This window comes from Paenibacillus sp. DMB20 (genome assembly GCF_000987955.1).
Classification (GTDB): domain Bacteria; phylum Bacillota; class Bacilli; order Paenibacillales; family Paenibacillaceae; genus Paenibacillus_AQ.
The window spans coordinates 365,241-388,745 of the sequence record NZ_LAZU01000032.1; the positions used below are offsets into that span (position 1 = coordinate 365,241).

At 53.1% G+C, this 23,505-nt stretch carries 20 protein-coding genes and 4 pseudogenes; 9 read left to right on the plus strand and 15 right to left on the minus strand.

Going from position 1 to position 23,505, the window contains the following annotated elements:
• Nucleotides 1–8 precede the first annotated feature (8 nt).
• From XI25_RS34905 to XI25_RS31435, 3 genes are all read right to left on the minus strand, one after another.
• Entirely contained in the window at nt 9–713 is a 705-nt protein-coding gene (locus XI25_RS34905) for an extracellular solute-binding protein (protein WP_235439820.1), read from the minus strand.
• A gap of 105 nt (nt 714–818) precedes the next feature.
• Complete coding sequence (locus XI25_RS31430; protein ID WP_052759655.1) at nt 819–1,700, minus strand: helix-turn-helix transcriptional regulator; 882 nt, start codon at nt 1,698–1,700, stop codon at nt 819–821.
• Between the two features lie 22 nt (nt 1,701–1,722).
• Complete coding sequence (locus XI25_RS31435; protein ID WP_052759656.1) at nt 1,723–4,221, minus strand: histidine kinase; 2,499 nt, start codon at nt 4,219–4,221, stop codon at nt 1,723–1,725.
• Between the two features lie 229 nt (nt 4,222–4,450).
• On the opposite strand from XI25_RS31435, the gene XI25_RS17475 reads away from it, so the two are divergent.
• From XI25_RS17475 to speD, 4 genes are all read left to right on the plus strand, one after another.
• Nucleotides 4,451–5,320 (plus strand): ABC transporter permease, encoded by an 870-nt coding sequence (locus XI25_RS17475; protein WP_046678891.1) that lies wholly within the window; start codon nt 4,451–4,453, stop codon nt 5,318–5,320.
• A 53-nt stretch (nt 5,321–5,373) separates the two neighbouring features.
• Nucleotides 5,374–6,243 carry a carbohydrate ABC transporter permease gene (locus tag XI25_RS17480; protein WP_046678623.1) on the plus strand — a complete coding sequence of 290 codons (870 nt, stop codon included), beginning with the start codon at nt 5,374–5,376 and terminating at the stop codon, nt 6,241–6,243.
• A 354-nt stretch (nt 6,244–6,597) separates the two neighbouring features.
• The gene (locus tag XI25_RS17485) at nt 6,598–6,987 is read left to right on the plus strand and encodes a hypothetical protein (protein WP_152669118.1); all 390 of its coding nucleotides are present in this window, start codon (nt 6,598–6,600) and stop codon (nt 6,985–6,987) included.
• A gap of 273 nt (nt 6,988–7,260) precedes the next feature.
• The gene (speD, locus tag XI25_RS17490; RefSeq protein ID WP_046678621.1) at nt 7,261–8,073 is read left to right on the plus strand and encodes an adenosylmethionine decarboxylase; all 813 of its coding nucleotides are present in this window, start codon (nt 7,261–7,263) and stop codon (nt 8,071–8,073) included.
• A 153-nt stretch (nt 8,074–8,226) separates the two neighbouring features.
• On the opposite strand, the gene XI25_RS17495 is transcribed toward speD, so the two are convergent.
• Both XI25_RS17495 and XI25_RS17500 read right to left on the minus strand, forming a co-directional pair.
• Entirely contained in the window at nt 8,227–9,027 is an 801-nt protein-coding gene (locus tag XI25_RS17495; protein ID WP_046678620.1) for an MBL fold metallo-hydrolase, read from the minus strand.
• Between the two features lie 17 nt (nt 9,028–9,044).
• Entirely contained in the window at nt 9,045–9,650 is a 606-nt protein-coding gene (locus XI25_RS17500; RefSeq protein ID WP_046678619.1) for a winged helix-turn-helix domain-containing protein, read from the minus strand.
• Nucleotides 9,651–9,875: 225 nt separating this feature from the next.
• Between XI25_RS17500 and XI25_RS17505 the strand changes: the two genes are divergently transcribed.
• Nucleotides 9,876–10,391 carry a hypothetical protein gene (locus tag XI25_RS17505; protein WP_046678618.1) on the plus strand — a complete coding sequence of 172 codons (516 nt, stop codon included), beginning with the start codon at nt 9,876–9,878 and terminating at the stop codon, nt 10,389–10,391.
• Between the two features lie 139 nt (nt 10,392–10,530).
• On the opposite strand, the gene XI25_RS17510 is transcribed toward XI25_RS17505, so the two are convergent.
• The 3 genes from XI25_RS17510 to XI25_RS17515 all read right to left on the minus strand — a co-directional run bounded on the left by XI25_RS17510 (nt 10,531) and on the right by XI25_RS17515 (nt 12,875).
• Complete coding sequence (locus XI25_RS17510; RefSeq protein ID WP_046678617.1) at nt 10,531–11,394, minus strand: VOC family protein; 864 nt, start codon at nt 11,392–11,394, stop codon at nt 10,531–10,533.
• 269 nt (nt 11,395–11,663) lie between these two features.
• Nucleotides 11,664–11,831, minus strand: a complete 168-nt coding sequence (locus tag XI25_RS33760; protein WP_200901409.1) for a hypothetical protein — start codon at nt 11,829–11,831, stop codon at nt 11,664–11,666.
• A 120-nt stretch (nt 11,832–11,951) separates the two neighbouring features.
• Nucleotides 11,952–12,875 carry an AEC family transporter gene (locus tag XI25_RS17515; protein WP_046678890.1) on the minus strand — a complete coding sequence of 308 codons (924 nt, stop codon included), beginning with the start codon at nt 12,873–12,875 and terminating at the stop codon, nt 11,952–11,954.
• A 209-nt stretch (nt 12,876–13,084) separates the two neighbouring features.
• On the opposite strand from XI25_RS17515, the pseudogene XI25_RS17520 reads away from it, so the two are divergent.
• Nucleotides 13,085–13,988: pseudogene (locus XI25_RS17520) on the plus strand (AraC family transcriptional regulator).
• 169 nt (nt 13,989–14,157) lie between these two features.
• On the opposite strand, the gene XI25_RS17525 reads toward XI25_RS17520, so the two are convergent.
• Nucleotides 14,158–14,739, minus strand: a complete 582-nt coding sequence (locus tag XI25_RS17525) for a GNAT family N-acetyltransferase (protein ID WP_046678615.1) — start codon at nt 14,737–14,739, stop codon at nt 14,158–14,160.
• Nucleotides 14,740–14,843: 104 nt separating this feature from the next.
• Between XI25_RS17525 and XI25_RS36335 the strand changes: the two genes are divergently transcribed.
• Together XI25_RS36335 and pdxR are read left to right on the plus strand one after the other, a co-directional pair.
• The gene (locus tag XI25_RS36335; protein ID WP_327204795.1) at nt 14,844–15,074 is read left to right on the plus strand and encodes a winged helix-turn-helix domain-containing protein; all 231 of its coding nucleotides are present in this window, start codon (nt 14,844–14,846) and stop codon (nt 15,072–15,074) included.
• Nucleotides 14,995–16,299 (plus strand): MocR-like pyridoxine biosynthesis transcription factor PdxR, encoded by a 1,305-nt coding sequence (pdxR, locus tag XI25_RS17530; protein WP_442950408.1) that lies wholly within the window; start codon nt 14,995–14,997, stop codon nt 16,297–16,299. The genes XI25_RS36335 and pdxR overlap by 80 nt, the downstream gene beginning before the upstream one ends.
• Before the next feature lie 24 nt (nt 16,300–16,323).
• Here the strand turns inward: pdxR and XI25_RS17535 are convergent, their stop codons facing one another.
• Together XI25_RS17535 and XI25_RS17540 are read right to left on the minus strand one after the other, a co-directional pair.
• Nucleotides 16,324–16,824, minus strand: a complete 501-nt coding sequence (locus tag XI25_RS17535) for a GNAT family N-acetyltransferase (protein ID WP_046678613.1) — start codon at nt 16,822–16,824, stop codon at nt 16,324–16,326.
• A gap of 97 nt (nt 16,825–16,921) precedes the next feature.
• Nucleotides 16,922–17,446: a DUF2569 domain-containing protein gene (locus XI25_RS17540; protein WP_046678612.1), complete on the minus strand. Its 525-nt coding sequence runs from the start codon at nt 17,444–17,446 to the stop codon at nt 16,922–16,924.
• A gap of 161 nt (nt 17,447–17,607) precedes the next feature.
• On the opposite strand from XI25_RS17540, the gene XI25_RS17545 reads away from it, so the two are divergent.
• Nucleotides 17,608–18,699, plus strand: a complete 1,092-nt coding sequence (locus tag XI25_RS17545) for a M24 family metallopeptidase (RefSeq protein WP_046678889.1) — start codon at nt 17,608–17,610, stop codon at nt 18,697–18,699.
• 151 nt (nt 18,700–18,850) lie between these two features.
• Here the strand turns inward: XI25_RS17545 and XI25_RS17550 are convergent.
• The 4 genes and pseudogenes from XI25_RS17550 to XI25_RS17565 all read right to left on the minus strand — a co-directional run bounded on the left by XI25_RS17550 (nt 18,851) and on the right by XI25_RS17565 (nt 23,458).
• Nucleotides 18,851–20,248, minus strand: a pseudogene (locus XI25_RS17550) (L-cystine transporter).
• Between the two features lie 345 nt (nt 20,249–20,593).
• A complete protein-coding gene (locus tag XI25_RS17555; protein ID WP_046678610.1) occupies nt 20,594–21,418 on the minus strand; it encodes an ABC transporter ATP-binding protein in 825 nt (274 codons plus the stop codon).
• Nucleotides 21,415–22,462, minus strand: a pseudogene (locus tag XI25_RS17560) (FecCD family ABC transporter permease). Before XI25_RS17560 ends, XI25_RS17555 begins: the two are co-directional and overlap by 4 nt.
• A pseudogene (locus XI25_RS17565) lies at nt 22,459–23,458 on the minus strand (ABC transporter substrate-binding protein). Before XI25_RS17565 ends, XI25_RS17560 begins: the two co-directional pseudogenes overlap by 4 nt.
• Between the last annotated feature and the right edge of the window lie 47 nt (nt 23,459–23,505).

The following is a 23,505-nucleotide window of genomic DNA, read 5'->3' on the forward strand; positions in this document are numbered from 1 at the left end:
GGCGCCCGTTAGAGGGAACACCTGGTCCGGGGATAGCCGTCCGGATTGTTGTTCTTGAACTGCTCCATGATGTTTTCCAGATCGGCTATCGTCTTAGGCGCGGACAGATTCAGCTTTTTCATCCAATCCTCGCGAAGCCAAAGCACGGTGTTGTCGTTGTCCAAATTTTCCAAAATGGGCAGGGCGTATTTCTTGCCGTCTTTCGCATACGGATACCAGATTTCAGGGTGCTTCTTGGCATGTTCCTTATAGATCGGCGATGCGTACTTCTCAAACAGCTCGTCAATTGCCATAAACTCTTCCGAATCAATCAGCTGTCCGATGACGACGGGATCGTCATAATACGGAACGAAATCCGGGATCTCCTCTCCGGAGGACAACGCCAGCTGAAGCTTTTGTTTATACTGGTCGGTATTCGCCGGCTCCCAGATGTTTTTGATCTTGATGCCAAGCTTTTCTTCCGCCCAGCGGCTGTGGACATTGTTCTCCTTCGTGTCCCCGTTTGTATACTTGCGCTGGCGCCCGACGCTCGTAATCTCGATCGGGGCTTCGTATTTTCCGTCCTTGACGGCCTGTTCGGCCGACTTCGCCTGCTCCTCGCTCTGCTGCGGCGTCTCTGGCTCTTCTGCCGTACCCTGACCGCACGCCGCCAGCAAGCTGACGGACAACACGGAAATGAGCAGCAGCTTAAACCATGACTGATTTCTCTTCATTCCTGATCTCCCCTTAATGGTAATGGATTAGATAGGCTCATCTTAACAACCGGGTGTATACGTTTCCATAAGGGTTTGTTGTGATTGATAAGAGTTTGTTGTTCATTACGGCTGCGGCTGGTGGCGTTCACGGTATTCCTGCGGCGTCATGCCGTAATACTTGCGGAACACCTTGATGAAATAAGCCGGGTCGAGATAACCGATCCCCTCGCAGATCTCGTATATTTTCAAATTCGTCTCCGTCAGCATCCGGCCGGCCCGCTCCATGCGGACATTCATCATGTATTCGCTCAGGCTTTGCCCGGTTTCGAGTTTGTAGATTTTGGACAGGTGGGTCGGATGCATATGCACCTCGTCCGCGATCGCCCGAAGCGAAGCATCGATGTGCAGGTTTTTCTCGATAAACAAGTGCACCTTGCGGATGACCGACTGCCTGCTGCTCTGCACTTCCATCTTCTGCAACTCGCGGATCAGGCGGAACGCATCCATCGACCACTGCTGAAGCGCCGCAATGGAACGAAACGGTACAAAATCGCCGAGAGCCGCCATGAGCTCGGGGGCCGCATCCCTTAAGTAAGAACCGCTCCGGTGAATCAGCTGGATGTAAGCCCCGCTGATCTCCATGCCGGCGACGAGAAGATGCTCAAGCGATTCCGGCCATTGGCTGCCAAGCTCCCCGAACAGCTCAAAGAGACGCTGTTCCGCCTGTTCCCACTGCGACATTTCCAACAGATGCAGAAGGCTCGGCGCGTATTGCAGCGTCCGCAGCGATTTCGGCGCAGGGCTCGCGGACGGCGATTCGAACAGAATCAGCTCCCGGCGGTCGCCGACCTGCTGGCGGAAAGCGGCGACGGCCTTTTCATAAGCGGTGCTGACGCCATCCGGAAACGCAAGCCTTTCGGTAAGATGCAGCGACACCGGCTCCTTCAGGATCGATTTCAGCTTCTGCTGCAGCCCGAGCAGCACTTTTTCCAGAAGATGCAGCACATCCTCTGTCTCCAAGGCGCCTTCATGCGGCTTCAGCAGAACGACGAGATATCCCCCGGTCGTCCCGGCAGCCCCAGACGTGAAACTCGGGAGCCATCCACTCCCCGGTAATGTTCAGTACGGCAAACTCCACCCAGCCGCGGTCCTGGTCTGTCGGCACGGCTGGGGTCATTTCGTTCTCCAGGCGGACAAGCAGCATCCATGCGGAATCCTTCCCGCCGAAAGGTATGCCGTACCGCTCCGCCTGCTCCTCCCATGGGCCGGACAGCCTCCTTCCCGTCAGCACGGACCGAAGCAGATGGCTTCGGATCAGCGGCAAGCTTTCGCCCAGGGAATACTGCAGCTTTTGAACGACCCGGCGGTCGCTTTCCCGCTGCTTCAGCTGCTCCAGCGCCTTGTTGACTACGCGGAACAGCTCCTCGTCCTTGACCGGCTTCAGCAAATAGTCAAATGCCTTCAGGCTCATGGCCTGTTTCGCATATTCGAATTCCGAATAGCCGGACAGCAGCAGGCATACGGTTTCAGGCCTTTTCTTGGCAATCTCCTCGATCAGCTCCAAGCCCGTCAGCTCCGGCATCGAAATATCGGTAATGACAATGTCGATCGGGTAAATATCGATAAGTTCCAGCGCTTCGAACGGGGAGTACGCTTTATGCACCACGTCGATCCCGAGCTCGTTCCAAGGCTTATGGTCCGCCAGGTTGTCCACCCAGTGTGCCTCGTCATCCACAATCATCAGATGTCTCATTCTTCTTCCTCTCCTTTGCCCGCTTCCGGCTCGGATCTTTCCGCGGCCTGCCCGCACCACGTGATTCGGACGACCAGGCCGCCGCCCCCCGGCATGATTGATCGTTAGGTCCGCTCCTTCGGCGTACCGGTGCAGAAGCCGCTGCCTGACGTTCCACAGCCCGTAGCCGACCGGCGGGTTTTCCGGCGCCAGGACCGCCTGCTGCAGCTCCGTCAGCTCCTTGCCGGTCATTCCTTTGCCGTTATCTTCTACTTCAAGCCATATATAGTCGCCCTGCCTTCCGCCCCGGATAGCAATCAACGCCGGGCGGATGGTCCCGCTCAATCCGTGAACGATCGCATTTTCTACCAGCGGTTGAAGAATCAGTCTTGGCACAATCAGCGATTCCAGGGATTCGGGAATGTCGGTTTCCACCCGCAGGCGAGGATTCCGCATCCGCTGAATATCCAGATAGCTGCCCACGACGGCAAGCTCGTGTTTCAGCTGAACCTCCGAAATATCGATTCGGGTCATGTACCGGTAGTAATCGCTCAAATTATGGGCCATGGTCACGGCCGCCTTATCCTGCTTCATTTCGATCATGTTGATGATGAAACCGAGGGAATTGTACAGAAAGTGGGGATTGATCTGTGCCTGGAGCTGCTTCAGATAGGCATCCTTCGCGCGCAGCTGCTCCATCAGTATATTTTCGATCAGCGTTTTCATCTGCTTGCTCATCTCGTTAAAGCGGCCGAACACGAAATTGAATTCATCCTTCCGGTCCGTTTTGATCTGTATGGAGTAATTTCCGGATTGAATGCCTTTCAGCCCCCGCATGAGCCTTTTCATCGGCGACAGCACCTGGCGGTACAGCATGTAGGACATCACGATCGAAAGGATGAACAAGACGGCGAATACCGCATAGAAAAAACGGTTCACGACGGACAGCGGCTTCATGGCATCGCTGAGGAGGGTGCAATCGATCATGTACCACTCCAGGCTGTTCGATTTGACCCCGGTCACCAGATAATTTTGGTCTTTCGCCTTAAACGTAAACTGAAAGGAATTTCCGACGTTTCGATTTTTCAACTGCCCGATCATCAAATCCGTCATGGACGGGTTTGCCCCGCTGGCCCCGATATATTGATCCTTCATGTCGTACAAAATCATCGTGCCGCGGTCCGCCTCGGTCGCCCGGTCGAGCGTCTCCCTGATGTTGGTTTCCGGAAAGGAAGCACCGACGATCGTTGTCGCATGATGGGATTTATCACCCCGGATAATGCCGTCAAGCGCATACCGGTAAAAGCTGCGCCCTCCGCCTTTTCCCTCCTTCAACCCGCTGGGCATCAGCTCCCATTTGGCGGACAGTCGGTCCGTAAACAGATTTTTCTGGAACACGCGGCTGTCGAGGGCGATCATCTCCTGATTGAGCACGGAATAGACGCCGTACGAGCTCTTCCACTGGGCAAACGTATTTTCTTTATATGCCATTTTGTCGAGAATGGCGGAACGGTTCTCGATCCGGTCATAATCGATCGGATCCATATAAACCGAAGCAAACTGCTTTACGGAGGAATCCGTCAGCAAAATCAACTGAAAATCCGTCATTTGCTGGACTTTGTTGTCCAGCTCGCCGGTCAGCAGCATCAGCTTCTGCAGGCTGGAACGGCGGATTTCATCCTGCAGGATCGTTGTTGTGCGCTGGTGGGCAATCCCGTAAACCGACATGATGATCAAAAACACAACCGCCAAGCCGAGATTCAGCTTCCTGAACAGGTTACCACGAAAATTCATTGGATTTGCCCCTTTTCTCCCAAGTGCCTAAGGAAACCCTACCAGACTAACAACGCCATATAGGCACTGCCCCTGCCTGCTAGTAAGATGAAGTATATCTGAAACCGTATTCTTCGAAAAGGGGGCATTACTCATGAGCCAGTCTCTTCCGTCCGCAGAACCATCAGCACCGGCTCCCCGCCGCAAGCGCAGCGGCAAATATCTCAATCCGCTGCAGCAACACACCTGGATGCTGCATCTGATGGTGCTGCCGGCGGTCATTTTAACGTTTATTTTTGCTTATCTTCCGATGTCCGGCATTTTGATGGCATTTCAGAATTACAAGCCGAAGCGGGGAGTTTTCGGATCGGAATGGGTGGGGCTGGAGCATTTCCGTTATATGCTTCAGAATGACTACTTTATACAAATCGTGGGCAACACCCTGTTCTTCGCCTGCATCAAAATCGTACTGAACCTTGCGGTGCCGTTCATCTTTGCCCTGCTGCTGAACGAGGTGCGGAAATCGCTGATCAAACGCTCCGTTCAAACGATGGTTTATCTGCCGCATTTCCTATCTTGGGTCGTTCTGGCCGGCATCTTGATGGATATGCTGTCACAAACCGGCATCGTCAATCAGTTCCTCGTCTGGCTGCTGGGAATCAAACCGATCTTTTTCCTGGGTGAAGGGAACTGGTTCAGGCTGGTCATTATCGTCAGCGACGTGTGGAAGGAATTCGGGTTCAGCACCATCGTCTTTCTGGCCGCGCTCGCCGGCGTGAACCCTTCCCTGTATGAGGCCGCCGAGGTGGACGGCGCAAACCGCTGGAAACAGACGCTGTACGTTACCATTCCGGCGATGATGCCGATTCTGATCGTCGTGGGCACGCTGGCTCTGGGCGGCGTATTGAACGCCAACTTCGACCAGATCTTCAACCTGTACAATTCGCTTGTATACGATAAGGCGGATATCATCGACACGTTCGTCTACCGCGAAGGCCTGCTCAGCGGACAATACAGCTTTGCGACGGCCGTCGGCCTGCTGAAATCGGTGATCAGCCTGTTCCTGATCATCATTTCCTACACGCTGGCTTACCGGTTCGCCAATTACCGCATTTTTTGAGAAATAAGAAATCTACTTGAACCAGGCCGTTTTTAGAGGAGGTTAACGCCCACATGTACCATAAAACATTCGGGTACCGCGTCTTTTCATCATTCAATCACTTTTTTCTGATCCTTCTGTCGATGCTGTGCATCCTGCCCCTGGTCCACCTGCTGGCGGTTTCCTTCAGCGGGCCGGCACCGGCAAACGCCGGGCTCGTCACGTTCTGGCCCAAGGATTTCACTTGGGAAGCTTACCGAAAAACATTTGAAAATCCAAACTTTCTGAACTCCATGTGGGTCTCCGTCCAGCGGACCGTGCTGGGCACCACGCTCAGCATGGCCGTGACGACTTGCGCCGCGTACGCCCTTTCGAAAGAGAAGATTTTTCGGGGACGCAACGTGTATATGTGGTATTTCATCTTCACGATGCTGTTTAGCGGCGGCATCATTCCGACCTACATTCTCATTACGAAGCTGGGCCTGACCAATACGCTGTGGGCGCTGATTCTCCCCGGCCTGGTCGGCGTGTACAACATCATCCTGATGCTGAATTTCTTCCGGGGCATCCCGCGGGAGCTGGAAGAGGCCGCCGTCATCGACGGGGCCAACCATTTTCAGACGTTCCTGAAAATTTATCTTCCGATTTCCCTGCCGTCCATCGCGACGATCACCCTGTTCATCATCGTGGGACACTGGAATTCCTACTTCGACGGATTGATCTACATGCGCGAGGTGGAAAAGCTGCCGCTGGCTACGCTGCTCCAAACCATTGTCGTGCAGACCGACTTCAGCAACATGGATCCCGAGACGATCAAGAACCTGTCCCAACGGACCGTAAAATCCGCCCAAATCTTCATCAGCCTCATCCCGATTTTGGCGATTTATCCGTTTCTTCAAAAATACTTCGTGCACGGGATCGTGCTCGGCGCGGTGAAAGAGTAAGCGGGAATCGAGCCGTCGGCTATTCTCCGTGCAAGAGGGGGCGGCCCCAAAGGGCCTTGGACCCGGGACGCCCCTCGTGTTTTGTCAAGGGAAAGCGGCCTGCAGCGTAAAACGGCTAATGTTGACACTAGTTCCGCTATATGCCCGAAAAACGCGGATTTAACCGGTTAACGTGACACTGGTTCCGCTATTGGGCTTCAAAAGGGGCTTGTAGGCAGCTAAACGCCCTAATCACGGAGCAGTTGTCACGAAACAAGCTCAAATCGCTCGACAACAGAAATGAACGGAACCAGTGTCCACGATTGAGCTTTTCGTCATTGTAATTGTTTTCCACGTTATGCGCCTGAATCTCCATTGGCGCAGAAGTGGTCCGGAATCACGTACCAGTTGGAGGAGAATAGGCTTGGACTGCAGACTTTTTCCTTCGAAACGGCTGACGGCCGTATCACCGAAACCATGCAAAATGCAACCGGGGAGCACGTACTCGTCCACGGAACCGACGGTTGGGCGGAAAGCCGCACTTCCTTGCTGAGGGGAAGTCCCGAGCAGGTCGCCGCCAACGCCGGATGGGAATCGGAAGATACGCTAGTGCTCACGCAGCAGTTTGTTGAAACGCCGTTTCGCATGACGACCGCCGTCACCTTCAAAGACAACGTCATGGAATTATCCTTCCGTCAAAACGTCGGGACTGACGAAACGCTTATCATCCATGGTACGGCCCTAGCCGGCGCTAAAGAGCTGTAGACCGGTTCTTCCGCATGGTTGGCGCATCACAAGCACAGCAATCATGTTACAAGCATATCTATATAGGCCGTCCGCATTAAAATGCGAGACGGCTTTTTCCGTGCAGAGCAGGAGCTCTAACCCTCGTGTTAACCTTTCCGGTGAAACGGGTAAGGAACAAGAAGAAGGTGACGGAAACCTCACACCGTCTATTTTCGACTAAGAATGCGATCTATTGGAAAACATAGGGGCATCCGGTCGTCATCCAAACCAGATCATAAGGGGAAATCGCATATGAAACCAGCATCGGAAGAGCGGATCACCCTGCACGGGTTCAACAATCTTACGAAGACCTTAAGCTTCAATATGTATGACATCTGTTACACCAAAACCAGGGAAGAACGCGAAGCTTACATCGAATACATCGACGGGCAGTACAACGCCGACCGGCTGACGAGCATCTTAAAAAACGTATCCGATATTATCGGCGCACATGTCCTGAATATCGCCAAGCAGGATTACGTCCCGCAAGGGGCCAGCGTCACGGTGCTCGTTTCCGAAGGGCCGATCGTCGAGGTTCCGGACGAATCATACGACGAATCGCCGGGACCGCTGCCGGACAGCGTCGTTCTCCAGCTGGACAAAAGCCATATCACCGTCCACACCTATCCCGAATATCACCCGGATGAAGGAATCAGCACCTTCCGGGCCGATATCGACGTGTCCACCTGCGGGGAAATCTCGCCGCTAAAGGCGCTCAACTATCTTATCCATTCGTTCGATACGGACATTATGACGATCGATTACCGGATACGCGGCTTTACGCGGGACATTAACGGGCATAAGCTGTTTATCGACCACGAGATCGGCTCCATTCAAAACTACATCCCGGACGAGGTGCAGGAGCTGTACCATATGATTGACGTCAACGTGTATCAGGAAAATATTTTCCATACCAAATGCAAGCTGAAAGAGTTTGATTTGGATAACTATCTGTTCGGTTACACGAAAGACAAGCTGTCTGCCCGGGAACAGCAGGAAATCACCGAGCGTCTGAAGCTCGAAATGGACGAAATTTATTACGGCAAAAACATCGACCGGAGTTAACGAATGAAGCCCGCCTCTCCTGATATTCAAGGGAAGCGGGCTTGTTCATGATCTGTGACAGCATGCCGTTCGTTACGGAACCTCGACGCATCCAAAACATCTTGTTGGGGTGGCGGCAGGGATCAAATCGCCCTTTTGTTATGCTTTCCCCGCCTAAAATTGAATGCGCAAGCCTTCGAAGGTATGTATGCCCGTGCCGTGGCGGATAACATCCTTTTCGCGCAGTTCCTTGACCGCGCTCCGCGCGACCCGAAGCCAGGCCGGATCCAGCCCGATGCTGTTATGGCTGCCGAAAATCCGTTTCACCCCGGCGATGTTTGATATTCTCTCCAGCGAATTCACCAAGTCCACGGGGTCCGTCGTCGGATAATAAGCGTAAACCGGCGTTTCGTCGTAAAGCAGATCGCCGGTGAACAAGTATCCCCTGCCGGTATCAAACAACGCGATATGACCCGGAGAATGTCCCGGCGTATGATAAACTTTCAGACTCCGGCCCCCCAATTCAATCACGTCCCCGTCACGCAGCAGTCCCGCCGGTTTGCCTTGATAAGGCGTATAGTTCAGCGGATTGAAGGTGTCCGGAACCGGTCTCGTGATGTCTCTGGAAATATCCTTCCGTATCTGCTCTATCCCCAGGCCTTTAATACCGCTGACAAGCCAGTCCTCTTCGGCTTCGTGCACATAGATCTGCTCGAATTGGCCGTGGCTTCCGATATGATCCCAATGGACATGCGTAGTCAGGACCAGAATCGGGAGGTTCGTAAGGCGGTCCGACATGCGCTTGATCCGGTCGATGCCGAGGCCCGTATCAATCAGCGCCGCTTTTTCATGACCGATGAGCAGAAAGGAATGAACCTTCTCCCAGTGGCCGAATTCGCTGATCGCGAACGTGTCCGCATCAATTTGGGTTACCGTAAACCAAGGATCGTCGATGATCACATGAAGCTCGTTCATTTGGGAATCCCCTCCGTTTATTTGGAAAATGTAATGTCCTCATCGTTATCCTGAAAGCCGATAAGCGAGATGTAATAGCTTTTTGTCCGTCCGCTCGCCTCGGGAGATTCCTTCAGGCTGCCGAAGTGTTTATGCAGCAGGTCTTTGAAATCCTGAAGAAACGCCGTAAAATTTTCTTCGTCGCCCTGCAAGGCGTAGGCGGCTGCTATGTTTTTTCTTAAAAGCTCATTCGAACGGCTCAGCGCAAAAGACTCGGCAGGCGCCTTCAGAATCTTCGACCTTGTCGCCTCAACCGTTTCCATGAATACCTGCCTGGACGTCTCGATCAAATCCTCGCTTGGAAGCAGATGCTCGTCCGGGATAAACCGGCTCGCCACCGCCCGGTAGTATTTTTGCACGATTCCATTCTTCTCTTCTTTCCGCACGACATGAATGACCTGATGCTTTTCAAGCTCCTTCAGATGGAAATAGATGTTGTTGCGCGTAATATCCAGCAATTCGGCCAGCTGTTGCCCTGTGTATTCTTTCTTTACCAAATTCATCAGGATTTTGGTCCGGAGGGGATCGGCGATGGCCTTCAACTGCTCATGCGTTTGGATCCTGTAGACTCCCGTAATATCCATACCTTCACCTCACATTATTTTACCGGTAAAATTATTTTTACTGTTGCGGAAGATTGTATCAAACTCCTTGGTTCAAGTCAAATGCATCTCCGCAAAACTTGGTTGAATTTTCATGCGATTCGTTTTAGGATACAAGCGATGTCCATGCATGTTCCATCCCCCGGTGCGGGTATGGTATATTTATGCACGAGTCTGTGTTGATCACGGTAAGAAGGAAGTGGTCCGATGTTCGATCCCACGATTTTTGAAAATTTGAAGGTTGCTTTGGAAAATATCATTTATGATCTGGATAATTTGGATGGAAAAGTGTTAGTCACCGGGAGAAGCGACCGGCTGGATATGGCCGTGATGTCGAGGGAGTTTAACATCCGGTTTGATCTGGTTCCGGCAACCGGCGTTACCGCGGAAATCCGTTTGGAAGCTTTTTTGAAAGACTTGTCTGCGGAAATTTTGGAAACGCCCGGAGATGTTCCGGGCTGCGCCTTATCCCTGCGATTTTATACGGAAGTGGACGAGGGCCAGAGCGCCTGCAATGCGATTAGAGAGCTGATGAACGTCATCTGGGAGCCCCAGGTACCGCCGATTCAAACCCTTAGTTATGTTTTCGGGGATCATCCGGCTGTTCTCAGCAACAGGATCGAGCTGAAATTTCCTCACAAGATCAATGAAAACAACATGTCGGATCTTCCGAGTCTGGTGGATCACGTGATCCGCACGCTTGAAGAGCTGGCGCGAATTTAAGAGGATGACGACGAGAAAGAACCCTTGTGCCTCAAGTATTCAAAGAGGACAAGGGTTCCTGAGTTTTACGGATGTCTAACCACCCGTATCGTTATTCACTCCTGCGCATTTTGGGAAGCCGTCATTACGCCGTCTTGCTTCAGCGGCTTGCGGTAACCAGCCGGACTTCAATGTCCGAAGGATCCAGCACGTAAGAAGCTCCGTCCCGCTCTTGCACCGTCAAGCCGGCGCTTCGGACCCTGTCGCTTACGGCGGCAAGCTCTTCCTTATCCGGCAGCACGACGGTAAAATAATTCATGCCTGCGGCATTGCGGGGAGTGTTCGGTACGCCGACGCCAGCCCATACGTTCAACCCGATATGGTGATGATACCCTCCGGCCGAAATAAACAAAGCGGCGCTGCCGTAATGGGCCGTCAGTTCAAAGCCGATAATGTCGCAGTAAAAGCGCTTGGCTGCCTGAAGATCGGACACGTGAAAATGCACGTGGCCGATCACCGTCCCGGCAGGAAGACCGTTCCACTCCACTCCTTCCGATACCGCAAGCAGGCTTTCCACATCCACCGGATCGGTCGTCATCATGATTTCTCCGCTCGCATCCCGCTTCCATGTATCCCGGGGCCGATCGGCGTATATTTCTATGCCGTTATTGTCCGGATCGCTGATATAAAGAGCCTCGCTGACCAAATGGTCTCCCTGGCCGACCGGAACATTAAACGCGGCAAGATTGCGGACGACAAGCCCGAGGCTTGGCCGGTCCGGTACCAGAATCGCAAAATGGTACAATCCGGCGGCAGACCGTTCCCGCTGCCGAATCAGTCCTTCCACTTCTTCAAGAACGAGCAGCGCATTATTGCCGTCTGCCGTTAACTCCGCTGTCCTTCCTTGCTGCCGAAGTACCTTCAAACCGACAACCTCTGTATAAAATCGTACGGATTCCGCCAAATCGCGGATTCGCAGAGAAACCTGTCCAAGCTCTGTAGACGGATGCAGCACTGCTGACATGTTGTTCACTCCTTCATTGATATCCATTCATTATTCTATCCACACGCACGTTTCATTCACTTTGGCATATACCATAGAATTCGTTTTATATAATTATTATAGTTACAGAGAAAAAGAAAGTCAATATATTAAAATGTTGCTTCCCGCCTTATTCGAACTTTCTGGTTTATCCGTTTGGCATATCCGTTCAATTTAAAGCCTTTAAGCGCGTTTCCCCACATTAAAAAAGACCGGACAAGGGTCCGGCCTTCATCGTTATTCTGCATGCTTTAAAACATCGGGAACACATACCTGATCAGAAAATAAAGAAATCCGAAAAAGATAATCAGATAGGCAACATACTTGATCAGCGTCGACGCAACGAGACTGGAGTCATTCCGCTCCTCTACGTTGCGCGTTTCAACCTCGACATTGTCGTGGCGCCGACGGGAATTCATATGCTCCACCTCCCTTTTCTGGCCTGCGGCTGCAGGCGGCGGGTATCCGCTGCTTGTTTATCTATACACGCAACCGGAACGGTTGAACCATACGATCATCGGCAAACCCGTCGGCACTATTCACAGTATGCCGATCAGAACCGGAAGAAACACAAAGGAGGCGAGCGTCGTCCAGAGGATACACATGGATACGAGCCTTGGAGCCGCGTCATATTGCTCGGCCAGAATCACCGCATTAACGGCGGCCGGCATGGAGGACAAAATCAGAATGACCGCAAACAATGTCCCCTCCACGGATAATGCCGCCAAAATCGCCCAGGCGATCAAAGGAGCGACAGCCAAACGCATCGCCATGCCTGACCAAAACCCGCGCCGGGTGACGGGCGAGGCCTCGCGGCCGTCCCTAACCCCTACCATTTGCGCGCCCAGAATAACCAACGCAAGCGGTGCGTAAGCGGCCGAAAGCATGCTGATTCCGGTTTCCAGGGCTCCAGGCAGGGCCGCTCCGGTCATCCGGATCAGCACGGCAAGAGCGGCGGCATACACGGACGGAAGCGTAAATACCGATTTTACCGCCTTTGCCGCCGAGAAGTGGGAACGGGCCGCCAGATAAACGCCAAGCGTGTTGATGATCATAATCTGGACGATGACGTAAACGGAAGCCTTGTCGAGACCGGCCTGCCCGAATGCGAGAAGAACAAGCGGCAAGCCGTAATTAACGCTGTTCGTAAACAGTGTCGTTAAAGCAAGGCCCGAGCGTTCCGGCTGAGACAGCTTAAGCATTTTCCCCGCGAAGCCGCACAGCAGCCAGAGGATCAGCATATTCAGAAGGCAGAAAGCCACGGTCACCGCGATGTCGCCTGAAGTAATGGAAGCCCGTTCAAGCGTCTCAAAAATAAGCGCCGGACTCATGACATATAATGAAAGCGCGGATAACGGCTTGGTCTCCAATCCTTTGAACCGCTTCAACAAGCCGCCTCCGATCACCGGAAGCGAAATCGGCAAAAATACGCTGTACAGCGTTGACAAAAAGGAAGATATCATATTTAACAAGCCACCTTGGAACATATTCAACGAACCGTTTCCATCGTAACGCATTTTCTTGGCATCCGTCCAAGACTCGCTGGCTATAAACTTATAGGCACCCGCTTTCCCGTTGTTTAAGGTCACCGTCGACCCTGCATAATCGTGCACGAAATGTCGGGTGAATCCGTTTGGTCCATGCTATGCTATCGGTAAAGGGAGGTCATATAGTGGATTTGCTTAAACATATGAATGGAGCTTTGGAGTACATCGAAGAAAACCTTGCGAACGATATTGACTATAAGGAAGCGGCAAGGCTGGCGTTCTGCTCCGAATATCATTTTAAACGAATGTTTTCGTTTCTTGCGGGCATTTCGCTTTCAGAATACGTTCGCCGCAGACGGCTAACGCTCGCAGCATTTGAGCTTAGAGACGGCAATCTCCTGATCATTGACCTTGCGGTGAAATACGGGTATAACTCGCCCGATTCTTTCACGCGGGCCTTTCAGCAATTGCATGGGATCACGCCGTCCGAAGCCAGAGCGGGCGGCCGCCCGCTTAAAGCTTATCCGCGAATGACCTTCCAGCTATCCATCAAAGGAGGAAGCGAAATGAATTACCGAATCGAAGAAAAAGAAGCTTTCCGAATCGTGGGGATCAAGAAAAGAGTGCCCATTATTTTTAATGGCGTTAATCCGGAAATCGCTTCGATGTGGGAAAGTTTGGATCTTGAAACGATTCAAAAGCTAAAGGCTCTCTCGAATGTCGAGCCCAAAGGGCTGATCAGCGCATCCACGAATTTTTCCGAGGGCAGAATGGAAGAAAAAGGGGAACTGGATCATTACATTGGCGCGGCAACCACAAAAACATGCCCGGATAACCTGGTGCAGCTTGAAGTTCCCGCCTCCGCTTGGGCCGTGTTCGAAGCCAAGGGGCCGTTTCCGGACGCGCTGCAGGATGTGTGGGGACGCATCTATTCCGAGTGGTTTCCCTCCTCAAACTATCAACAGGTCGAAGGTCCGGAAATGCTGTGGAACGAGAATAAAAGACGTCACCTCCCCCACTTTCAAAAGCGAAATATGGATACCCGTTATTCTCAAGCAAGCGGCAAGCGAACCTGAAAAGCAGCCGTAATAACATAAGAACCCGCCTTTGGCAAAGGTGGGTTCTTCGGGTTATTCCAGATGGTTACATTCCTATCGATGCGGAGCTCATGCCAAGAGGCGAAGCTGCCGGGTCAAAGTGAACAGTCCGCGGTCTATGGCCACGGTCTACATAATGATACTTGCGTTCAAGAAAAAAGTCATTCCGCTTGTTGATGATAAAGCGCCCTAAACTCGTCTTCCAGCATGCTCATGATGACCGAATCATGGTACCGGTGATTATAGTAAAGCGCATCCCGCTGCACCCCTTCCCGCTTGAAGCCCACCTTTTCATAAGCCTTGATCGCCCGCACGTTATAACCGAATACCTGCAGCTCGATCCGGTGCAGATTAAGAATGCCGAAGCCGTATTCCAGCAGAAGCCGCATCGACTCCGGGCCGAAGCCCTTGCCCAGATGCTCCTCCGAATCGATGGCAATCCGGATGTTCGCATTCCGGTTTGCCGGATCGATATCCTGAAGGGCAATGTCTCCGATCACCTCGTCGCTGTCGCGCAATGCGATCAAGAGCAGCACGGTCGAAGCATCGCCCGTTTTCCCGTCAATGTAACGCCGGATTCCTTCCAATGTTAAAGCTTGCCGGGTTCCCGTCAGTCGCCGCATTTCAGGATTGAACAGCATCCGAAAATACCCTTCGGCATCCTCCTGCCCCACCGGTCTTAAATAGATCCGTTCCCCTTCTAAAAAACGTACCGGTTTCGGGTTCCATAATGTTGTGCTCATCGTTACCTCCTGTTTTAAATCTCCATCAAATCCCCTATACTATAGCAAGAAATTGACCATCTACAAATATGCAGTTTTTATCTTTTAAAAAGGACAGATTTGACATGAATCAAGTTTCCATCCATTTGAACGGAATCAGCCCGGCTTTGGCCGATCCCTCCGTTCCTTTATACGTTCAGCTGTACCAGTACATGAAAAAGGAAATCGCCTGCGGCCGCTGGAAGGCCGAGGCCCGTCTTCCCTCCGTGCGCAAGCTTGCCGAGCTTCTGGGCGTCAGCACAACTCCGATCGAGATGTGCTATCAGCAGCTGCTGGCCGAAGGCTTTTATTCTTAGCCGCCCGCGAAGCGGCTATTTTGTCCGGAAGCTGGCGGATTCCCCCCATTCCCCTCCCGCCCGAGCCGGAAGCACCGAAAGGCAGTTGCTCCGACGGCACCATTCCTTCCGGTACGATTTTCACATGTCCAAAAATGAATACGGGTATTTTCCGATTGCAGAATGGAGAAAAGCGTATAACCGCACCCTCCGGCATGAAAACGCGGCCGAGCTGCTGTTTTTCGGGGATCCGCAGGGCGAAAAGGGACTTCGTTACGAAATTGCCAAATATGCAAGAAGCGTGCGGGGCGTCTCCTGCTCCCCGGAACAGGTGGTCATCGCCTCGGACCCTTATCCTCTTCTGGATATCATATGCCGGCTGCTTCGCCCCTACGGCAATGTTATTGCGGTGGAAGACCCCGGCTATCCTCAATACCCCGAGGTTTTTCGCCGGAACGGATATCAAGTGATTCCCGTCCCGCTAAAGGAGGACGGGATCGACCTGGACCTTTTGCGCGGAAGCCATGCCGGACTGGCCGTCGTATCTCCGTCGCACCAGTTTCCTGCAGGCATGGTTATGCCTTTTTCCAAACGGCTTGCCCTGCTCCAGTGGATTCAGGAATCCGGCGGCTTTCTGATCGAGGATGATTACGACGGGGAATTCCGATACTACGGACGGCCGATTCCCTGCATGCAGGGTTTGATACCCGATAGCCGGGTCATTTATCTGGGAGGATTTTCGCAGGTGCTTTCGCCCGCGCTGGGCATCCAATACATGATCTTGCCGTCCGTGCTGCTTGAGGATTATCATCATCTGAAACATCAGCTGTTTCTTGAATGCACCGCTTCCCGGCTGCACCAGCATACGTTGGAGCGTTTCATGCGCGAAGGGTACGTCGATCGGCATCTCCGGAAGATGAGGGCGATTCTACGGAAAAAGCACGATCAACTAATGGCCTCCGCTGGGCGGCATTTTGGAAAAAGGGCTTTCGTATCCGGGACGGGGGCAGGCTTTCATCTTATGTTATCGCTCCGTCATCCCTTATCCGAGGCCGAGCTTGAATTGAGGGCGGAGAAACAAGGAATCCGGATTCATTCTGCTGCCTATACCCGTTTCCATAGCCAGGATTCCTCCAAAGGCTCCGGTATAAGAGAATTTATCGTCGGATTCGGCGGCATTCAGGAGAAGGATATCGATGACGGAATTCGGCTGCTGGCATCCTGCTGGCTTGAAGAAGTCGAATAACGGAACTGCTGCTTTATTCGCCGGTCATACCGCCCGGCCGACAATGACGAGATCGCGCTTGACGCCGTCCATCTCGGCAACGCCCGGCAGAAGCCCCCACTGCTGAAAGCCGAACTTTCGCAGCAGCCTCAGGCTCGGCTCGTTATGTCCGAACACGAAGCCGACCAGATTGCTCACCCCAAGACGCGGGCATTCCGCCAGAGCCTTCTCGATCATCACGCCGCCTACGCCGGCGCCGCGGTATTTTTCGTGGACATAAATGCTGATCTCTACGGTGCCATCGTATGCCGGACGGCCATAAAACGATTGAAAGCTCATCCAGGCCGCAATTTCCCCGCCGTCCCGCAACACCCATAAAGGCCGGCGATCCGGATCATGCTCCTCGAACCACGTTATCCGGCTTTCCAAAGTAACCGGCTCCAGATCGGCGGTCACCATTCTTCCGGAGACGGTAGAGTTGTAAATATCTACAATCGCTTGCAAATCTTCTTTCCGGGCAAATTCGATTTGTTCATATTGTGCCATGGCTATTCCTCCGATGATGTGTTTTCCGGGTTAGCTCTATTTTAACGGAGGATGATCCGAAACGCTTTATTTTTTACGGTTTGTGCTTTCGGCTGCCTTACTTCACGAATGTGTTGCGTACACGCTCCGATCGCAGGAAATAGGGAATCCAGATGCAGCAGTAAACGATCGACCGCACGATTTCCCTCGGCGTGTTCACGCCTTCCATTTCGGCGATAAACTTAATTTGGTTAGCCATCGCGTAATCCACAGCGGCCAGCAGGAGGCTTGCAATCATGAGCGTTATCATGGTTTTGGGAAATGCTCTCTTTTTGCCGTACAAAAGAGCAAGAATGACAATCAAGAAAAGCAACAGCACCGAGTTGCCCACAGCTTCGAAGATGAGCATCGGTTTCCACAAAGGATCGTATACGGGCGAAGACGGGGCGGTAAGGACATTCCAAAATTCCGGTTTAAAGGCGGGAATGACGTTATTGAACAGCATGATAGCGACAGAAATAAGAGATAAGTAAACGGAAACCTGGACAAGGATCAACCAGCCGCCCAGCCCCTCCAATCTCTTGTATCTCGTCGAGGGTTGTCCTTGCGGAGCCGGACTTCCGTGCATTGGATTTGAATCCATGAAGAAACTCCTTTCAATTCCATATTATGTATTTATTGTATCTGAGCCATTATATAACAAGACAACCCCCGAAAAAAAAGACTTTCTTTACTTCATTTCCGGAAAGAGCTAACCTAAACTTATGGAAAAAATCGTATTTTGATGCGAAAGGATGGAGCATGATGAATGACAGACTTCAACATATAACCGAAGCCATGAACAGCCGCGGCTGGGATTTGCTTTTAATTACCGATCCCAAGCATGTGTACTATTTAACGGGCTTTGCCTGCGACCCTCATGAACGTTTTCTAGGTCTTGCGCTATTCCGGGGAGAAGAGCCGCTGCTGATGGTTCCCGCTCTCGATGCAGAAGCTGCCGCCGCAGCCTCTTCGGTAACGAATATCGCGACGCATCAGGATACCGATCAGCCTTACGAGCTTTTGCGCAAACATATACCGGGTTCCATCGGTACCCTGGCATTGGAAAAGGACCAGCTCACCGTATCCCGGTACGAGCAGCTTCAGCATCATTTTTCGGCACGCGGGTACGTGGACGCCGGTGAAATCCTCCGGGAGATGCGCGTTCGCAAGTCCGCAGATGAAATCCGGGCGATGAAGCAGGCCGCCGTTCTTGTTGAGCAAGTCCTCTCCGAGGGACTAAAACAGGTCAAGGCGGGGGTTCAGGAAATCGAGCTTGTCGCCGAGCTTGAATACCTGATGAAAAAATTGGGCGCCGACGGGCCTTCCTTCGAGACGATGGTGCTGGCCGGTCCGAATACCGCGCTGCCTCATGGCGTGCCGGGATCGCGCCGAATCCGGGAAGGCGATCTCCTTATGTTTGACCTCGGCGTCTTCTCAGGCGGTTACGCCTCGGACATCACCCGAACCTTTGCCGTAGGCGGCATCGGTCCCGAAGCGGAAAAAATCTACAACACGGTACTCGCGGCAAATGAAGCAGGCATTCGTGCCGTCAAACCGGGGGTTACTTACGGGTCCATCGATAAGGCCGCTCGCTCCGTCATAGAACGGGCCGGCTACGGAGAGGCATTTGTGCACCGGTTGGGCCATGGTCTCGGCATGGATGTGCATGAATATCCGTCGGTCCACGGCTTGAATGGCGATCTGCTGCAGCCCGGCGCGGTTTTTACCATTGAACCCGGCATTTACGTGCCCGGTCTGGGCGGGGTACGGATCGAAGACGACGTGCTGGTTACGGATGTTGGTGCGGAGGTGCTCACTTCTTTCCCTAAACAGCTTACGGTTATCGGCTGCTAGTCCACGAATACAAAATTAAATGCTATTGTTATTCTGAGACCATGATCAAGCTTTCCGCTTATCTAAACAGGTAGTGCCCCAGGTCAATTGACCTGGGGCACTACCTTCTTTATTCAACCCTAGCTGTACCATTACTTGCTTTAAACGTCCTTTATGCCTGCATCACATCAATGTCCTGATTCCGGTTCTTGTACACCGAAGTGTCCACTTCATTCATGACTTTCCCGGTTATCAAGCCGGCGGTCATGGAATCGTTGACATTGAGCGCCGTCCGGCCCATATCGATCAGCGGCTCCACGGAAATGAGCAGGCCGGCCAGCGCCACCGGGAGATTCATGGTCGACAGAACGATCAATGAAGCAAAGGTAGCGCCCCCGCCGACACCGGCTACTCCAAAGGAGCTGATCATGACCACGACAACGAGCATCAGGATAAACGACCAGTCGGTCGGGTCGATGCCAGCCGTTGGCGCAATCATTACCGCAAGCATTGCCGGATAAATGCCGGCGCAGCCGTTCTGCCCCATCGTGGCTCCAAACGAAGCGGACAGGTTCGCGATCCCTTCCGGTACGCCCAGTCTTTTGTTCTGCGTCTGCACGTTCAGCGGGATCGTGGCCGCACTAGAACGCGACGTGAAAGCAAATGTCAACACCGGCACCACCTTGCGGAGGTAAGTAACCGGATTAAATCCGAACAAGGACAGCAGTATCAGGTGGATGATAAACATGACGATCAGCGCCACATACGAGGCCAGCACAAAATCAATCAAGTCAAGGATGACCTGCAGGTCCGTCCCCGCAATCGTTTTCGCCATCAAGGCCAAAATGCCGTAAGGCGTCAGACGGAGAATAAGCGTGACGATTCGCATCACGATTCCGTAAAGCGCGCGGATCATGCCGCGGAAGGTCTCCGCTTGTTCCGGATGCTTCCGGTCAAGGCCGAGAACGGCAACGCCTATGAAAGCCGAAAAAAATTACGACCGCAATGGTAGAAGATTTTCGGGCTCCCGTCATATCCGCAAAAGGATTCGCCGGAACGAACTCCAGAATTTGCTGAGGCAGCGTCAAATCCTCGACGTCACCCAGCCTCTCCTCCAGCAAAGCACCCTGCTCGTGTTCCGCGGCTCCCGCTTGGATATGTTCCGCCGAAAGGTCAAACGTCAGCGCCGTCGCGATGCCGACAGACGCGGCCACCCCCCGTCGTCAAAATGAGTACGGCGATGATCAGCCCGCTCATTTTGCCGAGATTGCGCCCGCCCTTCAAATTCATGATTGCGGAAATAATCGAAACCATAATGAGCGGAATGACCATCATTTGCAGCAGCCGGACATAGCCGTAACCGACAAGATTGAACCAGTCCGTAGACTTGGATATCACATCGGAGTTCGCTGTATACACATACTGCAGCACTGCCCCAAATAGCACCCCGAGCCCCAAGCCCCGCGAACACCCGCTTCGTGAACGAATAGTGCTTTTTCTGCATCCAGTACAAAACGCCGATGAGCAAAGCCAGAATCAGGACATTCACAATGATTAAAAATGTTTCCATCCCTAAAACCTCCTCTATATTTAATAAGTGCACTACTACGTATTCATTCCAATTATTCCCCACTTTAAACATTACCCTGCATATCCACTTCGAAGCCAAGCATCGTCTCTAATAGATAAAAACGGCATTCCTATAAAATCGGACGTGAGTCCTTTTCAACTGCTTTGACGGACTGCGTGAGTGCTGCATAAAGCTTTATTCCAAGTTTTCCGCTGTGTTTAAGATTATAAGAGATATCCTTCCGGCTTACAATAGTTAAAAAAATTACATAAAAAAAGACGGCTTATTAGCCGTCCAAATCCTAAGTTTATGGGTTGCAAAAACAACTGGCGTTTGCCTGCATGATCATTGTTCGGCGCCGGCGTATGCCTCTTCCCGTCCTTCTTCGGACTTCCCTGCACCAGCCGTTAACAGCACCTGAGGCGAGCCGTTTGCGGGATGGGCCACCACCGACGTATCCACCCGGAAAATCCGCCGGATGTTGTTCTCCGTCAGCATGTCTTCCGGAGAACCCTTTCCTGCCATTCTCCCTTCGTGCAGAACGAGCAGCCGATCGCAGAACTGGGCTGCCAGATTGAGGTCATGGAGCACGCTGATTACCGTAATCCCCGTATCTCTGCGCCAATCCGCCACCATATCCATGAATTGCAGCTGATAGCGGATATCCAGATACGTGGTCGGCTCATCCAGCAGAAGAATCGAGGGCTCTTGGGCCATGACCTTGCCAAGGGCGGCCCGCTGCCGCTGCCCCCCGCTCAGCTGATCCAGGCGCCGGTATTCGAGACTTTTCAGCTCCAGCCTCTCCATGATCGAATCAAGCAGGGGCCCGGCGTCGCTTGGTTCCCGGCCAAACCAGTTCTGGAACGGGTAGCGTCCCATTTCCAGCACTTCGCGCACGGTAAAATCCGTCGGGCCCAGCCCCTCCTGCTGCAGAACGGCCAAGGTTCGGGCCAACTCCTTCCGGCCGTAATCCCTTACGTCCCTGCCGTGGATCGTCACCTTGCCGGCAGTCGGGGCCTCCACTCCGGACAACATCTGAAGCAGCGTTGATTTGCCGCTGCCGTTAGGGCCGATAATGCCCCACCATTCCCCTCCTTGAATCTCCCAATCAATCCCGGCAAGAGCGTCGACCCGGTCAAACCGCTTGCTCACGCCTTGAAGCGAAATCATAGGCTCCCCTCCCAGCGTTTCTTCTTGTTCCGATAGAGTAAAAAGGCAAAGAACGGAGCCCCTACAAACGCCGTGACCACCCCGATCGGAATTTCGGTTGGCGATAGCAGGGTTCTTGCGGCCGTATCGGACCATACCATGAATATCGCGCCTCCCAGCGCGGACAGAGGGATAATGATGCGGTAGTCGGAGCCCGTCACCAGCCGGATCATATGCGGCACGACAAGCCCGACAAAGCCGATGACGCCGGACACCGATACCGCCGCCGCGGTAAGCAGGGTCGCCACCACCAGAACGCTCGTCTTCAACCGGTCGACGTGAAGCCCCATATGGGCCGCCTGCCGCTCACCGAGCGACAGCAGGTTTAAAGCGCGCGAACGGCTCCACAGATAAATAAAACCGACCGCAAAATAAGGCAGCAAAACGGCAATATAGGACCAGCCGCGCAGGCTGAAGCTGCCCATCGTCCAGAACAAGATGTCGGTCAGCGTATCTTTCGACATGACCGTCAAAAAGGAAACGGCCGCCCCCAAAAAGGACTGCATCACCACGCCGGCCAGAATCAGCCCGTGCGTGGGCAGCTTTCCATTGTCCCGCGCCAAGGTCAGCACAATCCAGAGGGTAACCGCTCCCGTCAAAAAAAGCGACGAGCGGCAATGTCCATACGCCGGCAAAGGAGAACTGGAGCCCGTAAAAAATCAACAAAGCAGCCCCGAGGGAAGACCCCGAAGCCACGCCAAGCGTAAAAGGATCGGCTAACGGATTCCGCAGCACCCCTTGATAAGCGGCTCCCGCCACCGAGAGCGAGGCTCCTACCAACATGCCGAGCAGAATCCGCGGCAACCGAACCTTCATAATGATTTGCTCCGAGGCCGTCTCCCAATTCGGTACAATGGAATCTCCTAGCCAAGGCAGCTTATGAAGCAGCATGGCTCCAATCTGATTGACCGGCAGATGGACGGAGCCGATGCCGAGACTCGCGACAACCGTCAGCAGTAAAAGCGCAAGCCCCGCCGCACCGTACCCTGCAAGCTTTTTGCTCATGGAGCCATCAATTCCGGATAGACGGCTTTCGCGACTTCGATAAGCCCTTTTGTCACGCGGGGACCCGGACGGCTGATCAGGTTGTCGTCAAGCTTCGCAAGCTTATCGTTTTTCACGGCCTCGATCTGATCCCAGCCGCTGCGCTCTTTGATCAACTGGTCCAGCGTTTTTTTTCGTGGATTCATCCACAACGTTGCCGGAATAAAGAATGACATCCGGATTTTCGGCGATGATTTTTTCTTCGCTCACTTCAAACCAGCCCTCGGTGTCGGCGGCAACGTTAACCGCATTGCTGAGATTCAGCATTTCGTCCATATACGTTCCTTTTCCCACCGTCCAGCCCGGGGAGAATTCCACATAGACTTTCTTTTTCTCCTCGGCCCTTACGGATTTCACGGCTTGTTTCACCGAATCGAGCTCTTTCTGCATTTGATCCACGATGCCTTGGGCTTCGGCCTGACGGTCGGTGATTTCGCCGACCAGCTTGATATTATCCATCACTTCCGCAATCGTTTTCGGATCGTTGACGAACAGCTTTACGCCCAGCCCGCGGAGTTTTTGAATGTTTTGCTCGTTCATGGCCGCGGTGAATACCACGTCCGCCCCCGAAGCGATGATCGCCTCCACGTCCATTTCATAACCGCCCATCTTCGGTTTCGCTTTCGCGGCTTCCGGATAGTCGTCGACTTCGGAAACGCCGACGATTTGCTCGTCCAGACCGAGCGCGAACAATTTTTCCGTTTCGGATGGCGACAGGGACACGACCTTCGCCGGGGCCTTCTCAAACGTCATTTCTTCGCCGGTGGCGTCTTTAACCGTCAGCGGGTAAGCGGTTTTGGCGTTATCGGCGACATCGGGCGTTTCAGACTTTTGCCCCTGATCGGTAGGTGCCGGCGCGCTTTGCTTCGGTGTCGCATCTCCGCCGCAAGCAGCCAGTGACAGGACCAACAGAAGCATGGCCAGCAGAGCAGACCAGGACTTCATCCAATTCTTCATCTCGATTTCTCTCCTAACCCTAAATTGAGAACACGGCTTGTCTTCAG

Bases quoted from the DNA above. Each gene is read 5' to 3' on its own strand.
- XI25_RS34905 (WP_235439820.1), bottom strand. From the start codon at position 713: ATGAAGAGAAATCAGTCATGGTTTAAGCTGCTGCTCATTTCCGTGTTG.
- XI25_RS31435 (WP_052759656.1), bottom strand. From the start codon at position 4,221: ATGAATTTTCGTGGTAACCTGTTCAGGAAGCTGAATCTCGGCTTGGCG.
- XI25_RS17475 (WP_046678891.1), top strand. From the start codon at position 4,451: ATGCTGCATCTGATGGTGCTGCCGGCGGTCATTTTAACGTTTATTTTT.
- XI25_RS17480 (WP_046678623.1), top strand. From the start codon at position 5,374: ATGTACCATAAAACATTCGGGTACCGCGTCTTTTCATCATTCAATCAC.
- speD (WP_046678621.1), top strand. From the start codon at position 7,261: ATGAAACCAGCATCGGAAGAGCGGATCACCCTGCACGGGTTCAACAAT.
- XI25_RS17495 (WP_046678620.1), bottom strand. From the start codon at position 9,027: ATGAACGAGCTTCATGTGATCATCGACGATCCTTGGTTTACGGTAACC.
- XI25_RS17500 (WP_046678619.1), bottom strand. From the start codon at position 9,650: ATGGATATTACGGGAGTCTACAGGATCCAAACGCATGAGCAGTTGAAG.
- XI25_RS17505 (WP_046678618.1), top strand. From the start codon at position 9,876: ATGTTCGATCCCACGATTTTTGAAAATTTGAAGGTTGCTTTGGAAAAT.
- XI25_RS17510 (WP_046678617.1), bottom strand. From the start codon at position 11,394: ATGTCAGCAGTGCTGCATCCGTCTACAGAGCTTGGACAGGTTTCTCTG.
- XI25_RS33760 (WP_200901409.1), bottom strand. From the start codon at position 11,831: ATGAATTCCCGTCGGCGCCACGACAATGTCGAGGTTGAAACGCGCAAC.
- XI25_RS17515 (WP_046678890.1), bottom strand. From the start codon at position 12,875: ATGATATCTTCCTTTTTGTCAACGCTGTACAGCGTATTTTTGCCGATT.
- XI25_RS17525 (WP_046678615.1), bottom strand. From the start codon at position 14,739: ATGAGCACAACATTATGGAACCCGAAACCGGTACGTTTTTTAGAAGGG.
- XI25_RS36335 (WP_327204795.1), top strand. From the start codon at position 14,844: ATGAATCAAGTTTCCATCCATTTGAACGGAATCAGCCCGGCTTTGGCC.
- XI25_RS17535 (WP_046678613.1), bottom strand. From the start codon at position 16,824: ATGGCACAATATGAACAAATCGAATTTGCCCGGAAAGAAGATTTGCAA.
- XI25_RS17540 (WP_046678612.1), bottom strand. From the start codon at position 17,446: ATGGATTCAAATCCAATGCACGGAAGTCCGGCTCCGCAAGGACAACCC.
- XI25_RS17545 (WP_046678889.1), top strand. From the start codon at position 17,608: ATGAATGACAGACTTCAACATATAACCGAAGCCATGAACAGCCGCGGC.
- XI25_RS17555 (WP_046678610.1), bottom strand. From the start codon at position 21,418: ATGATTTCGCTTCAAGGCGTGAGCAAGCGGTTTGACCGGGTCGACGCT.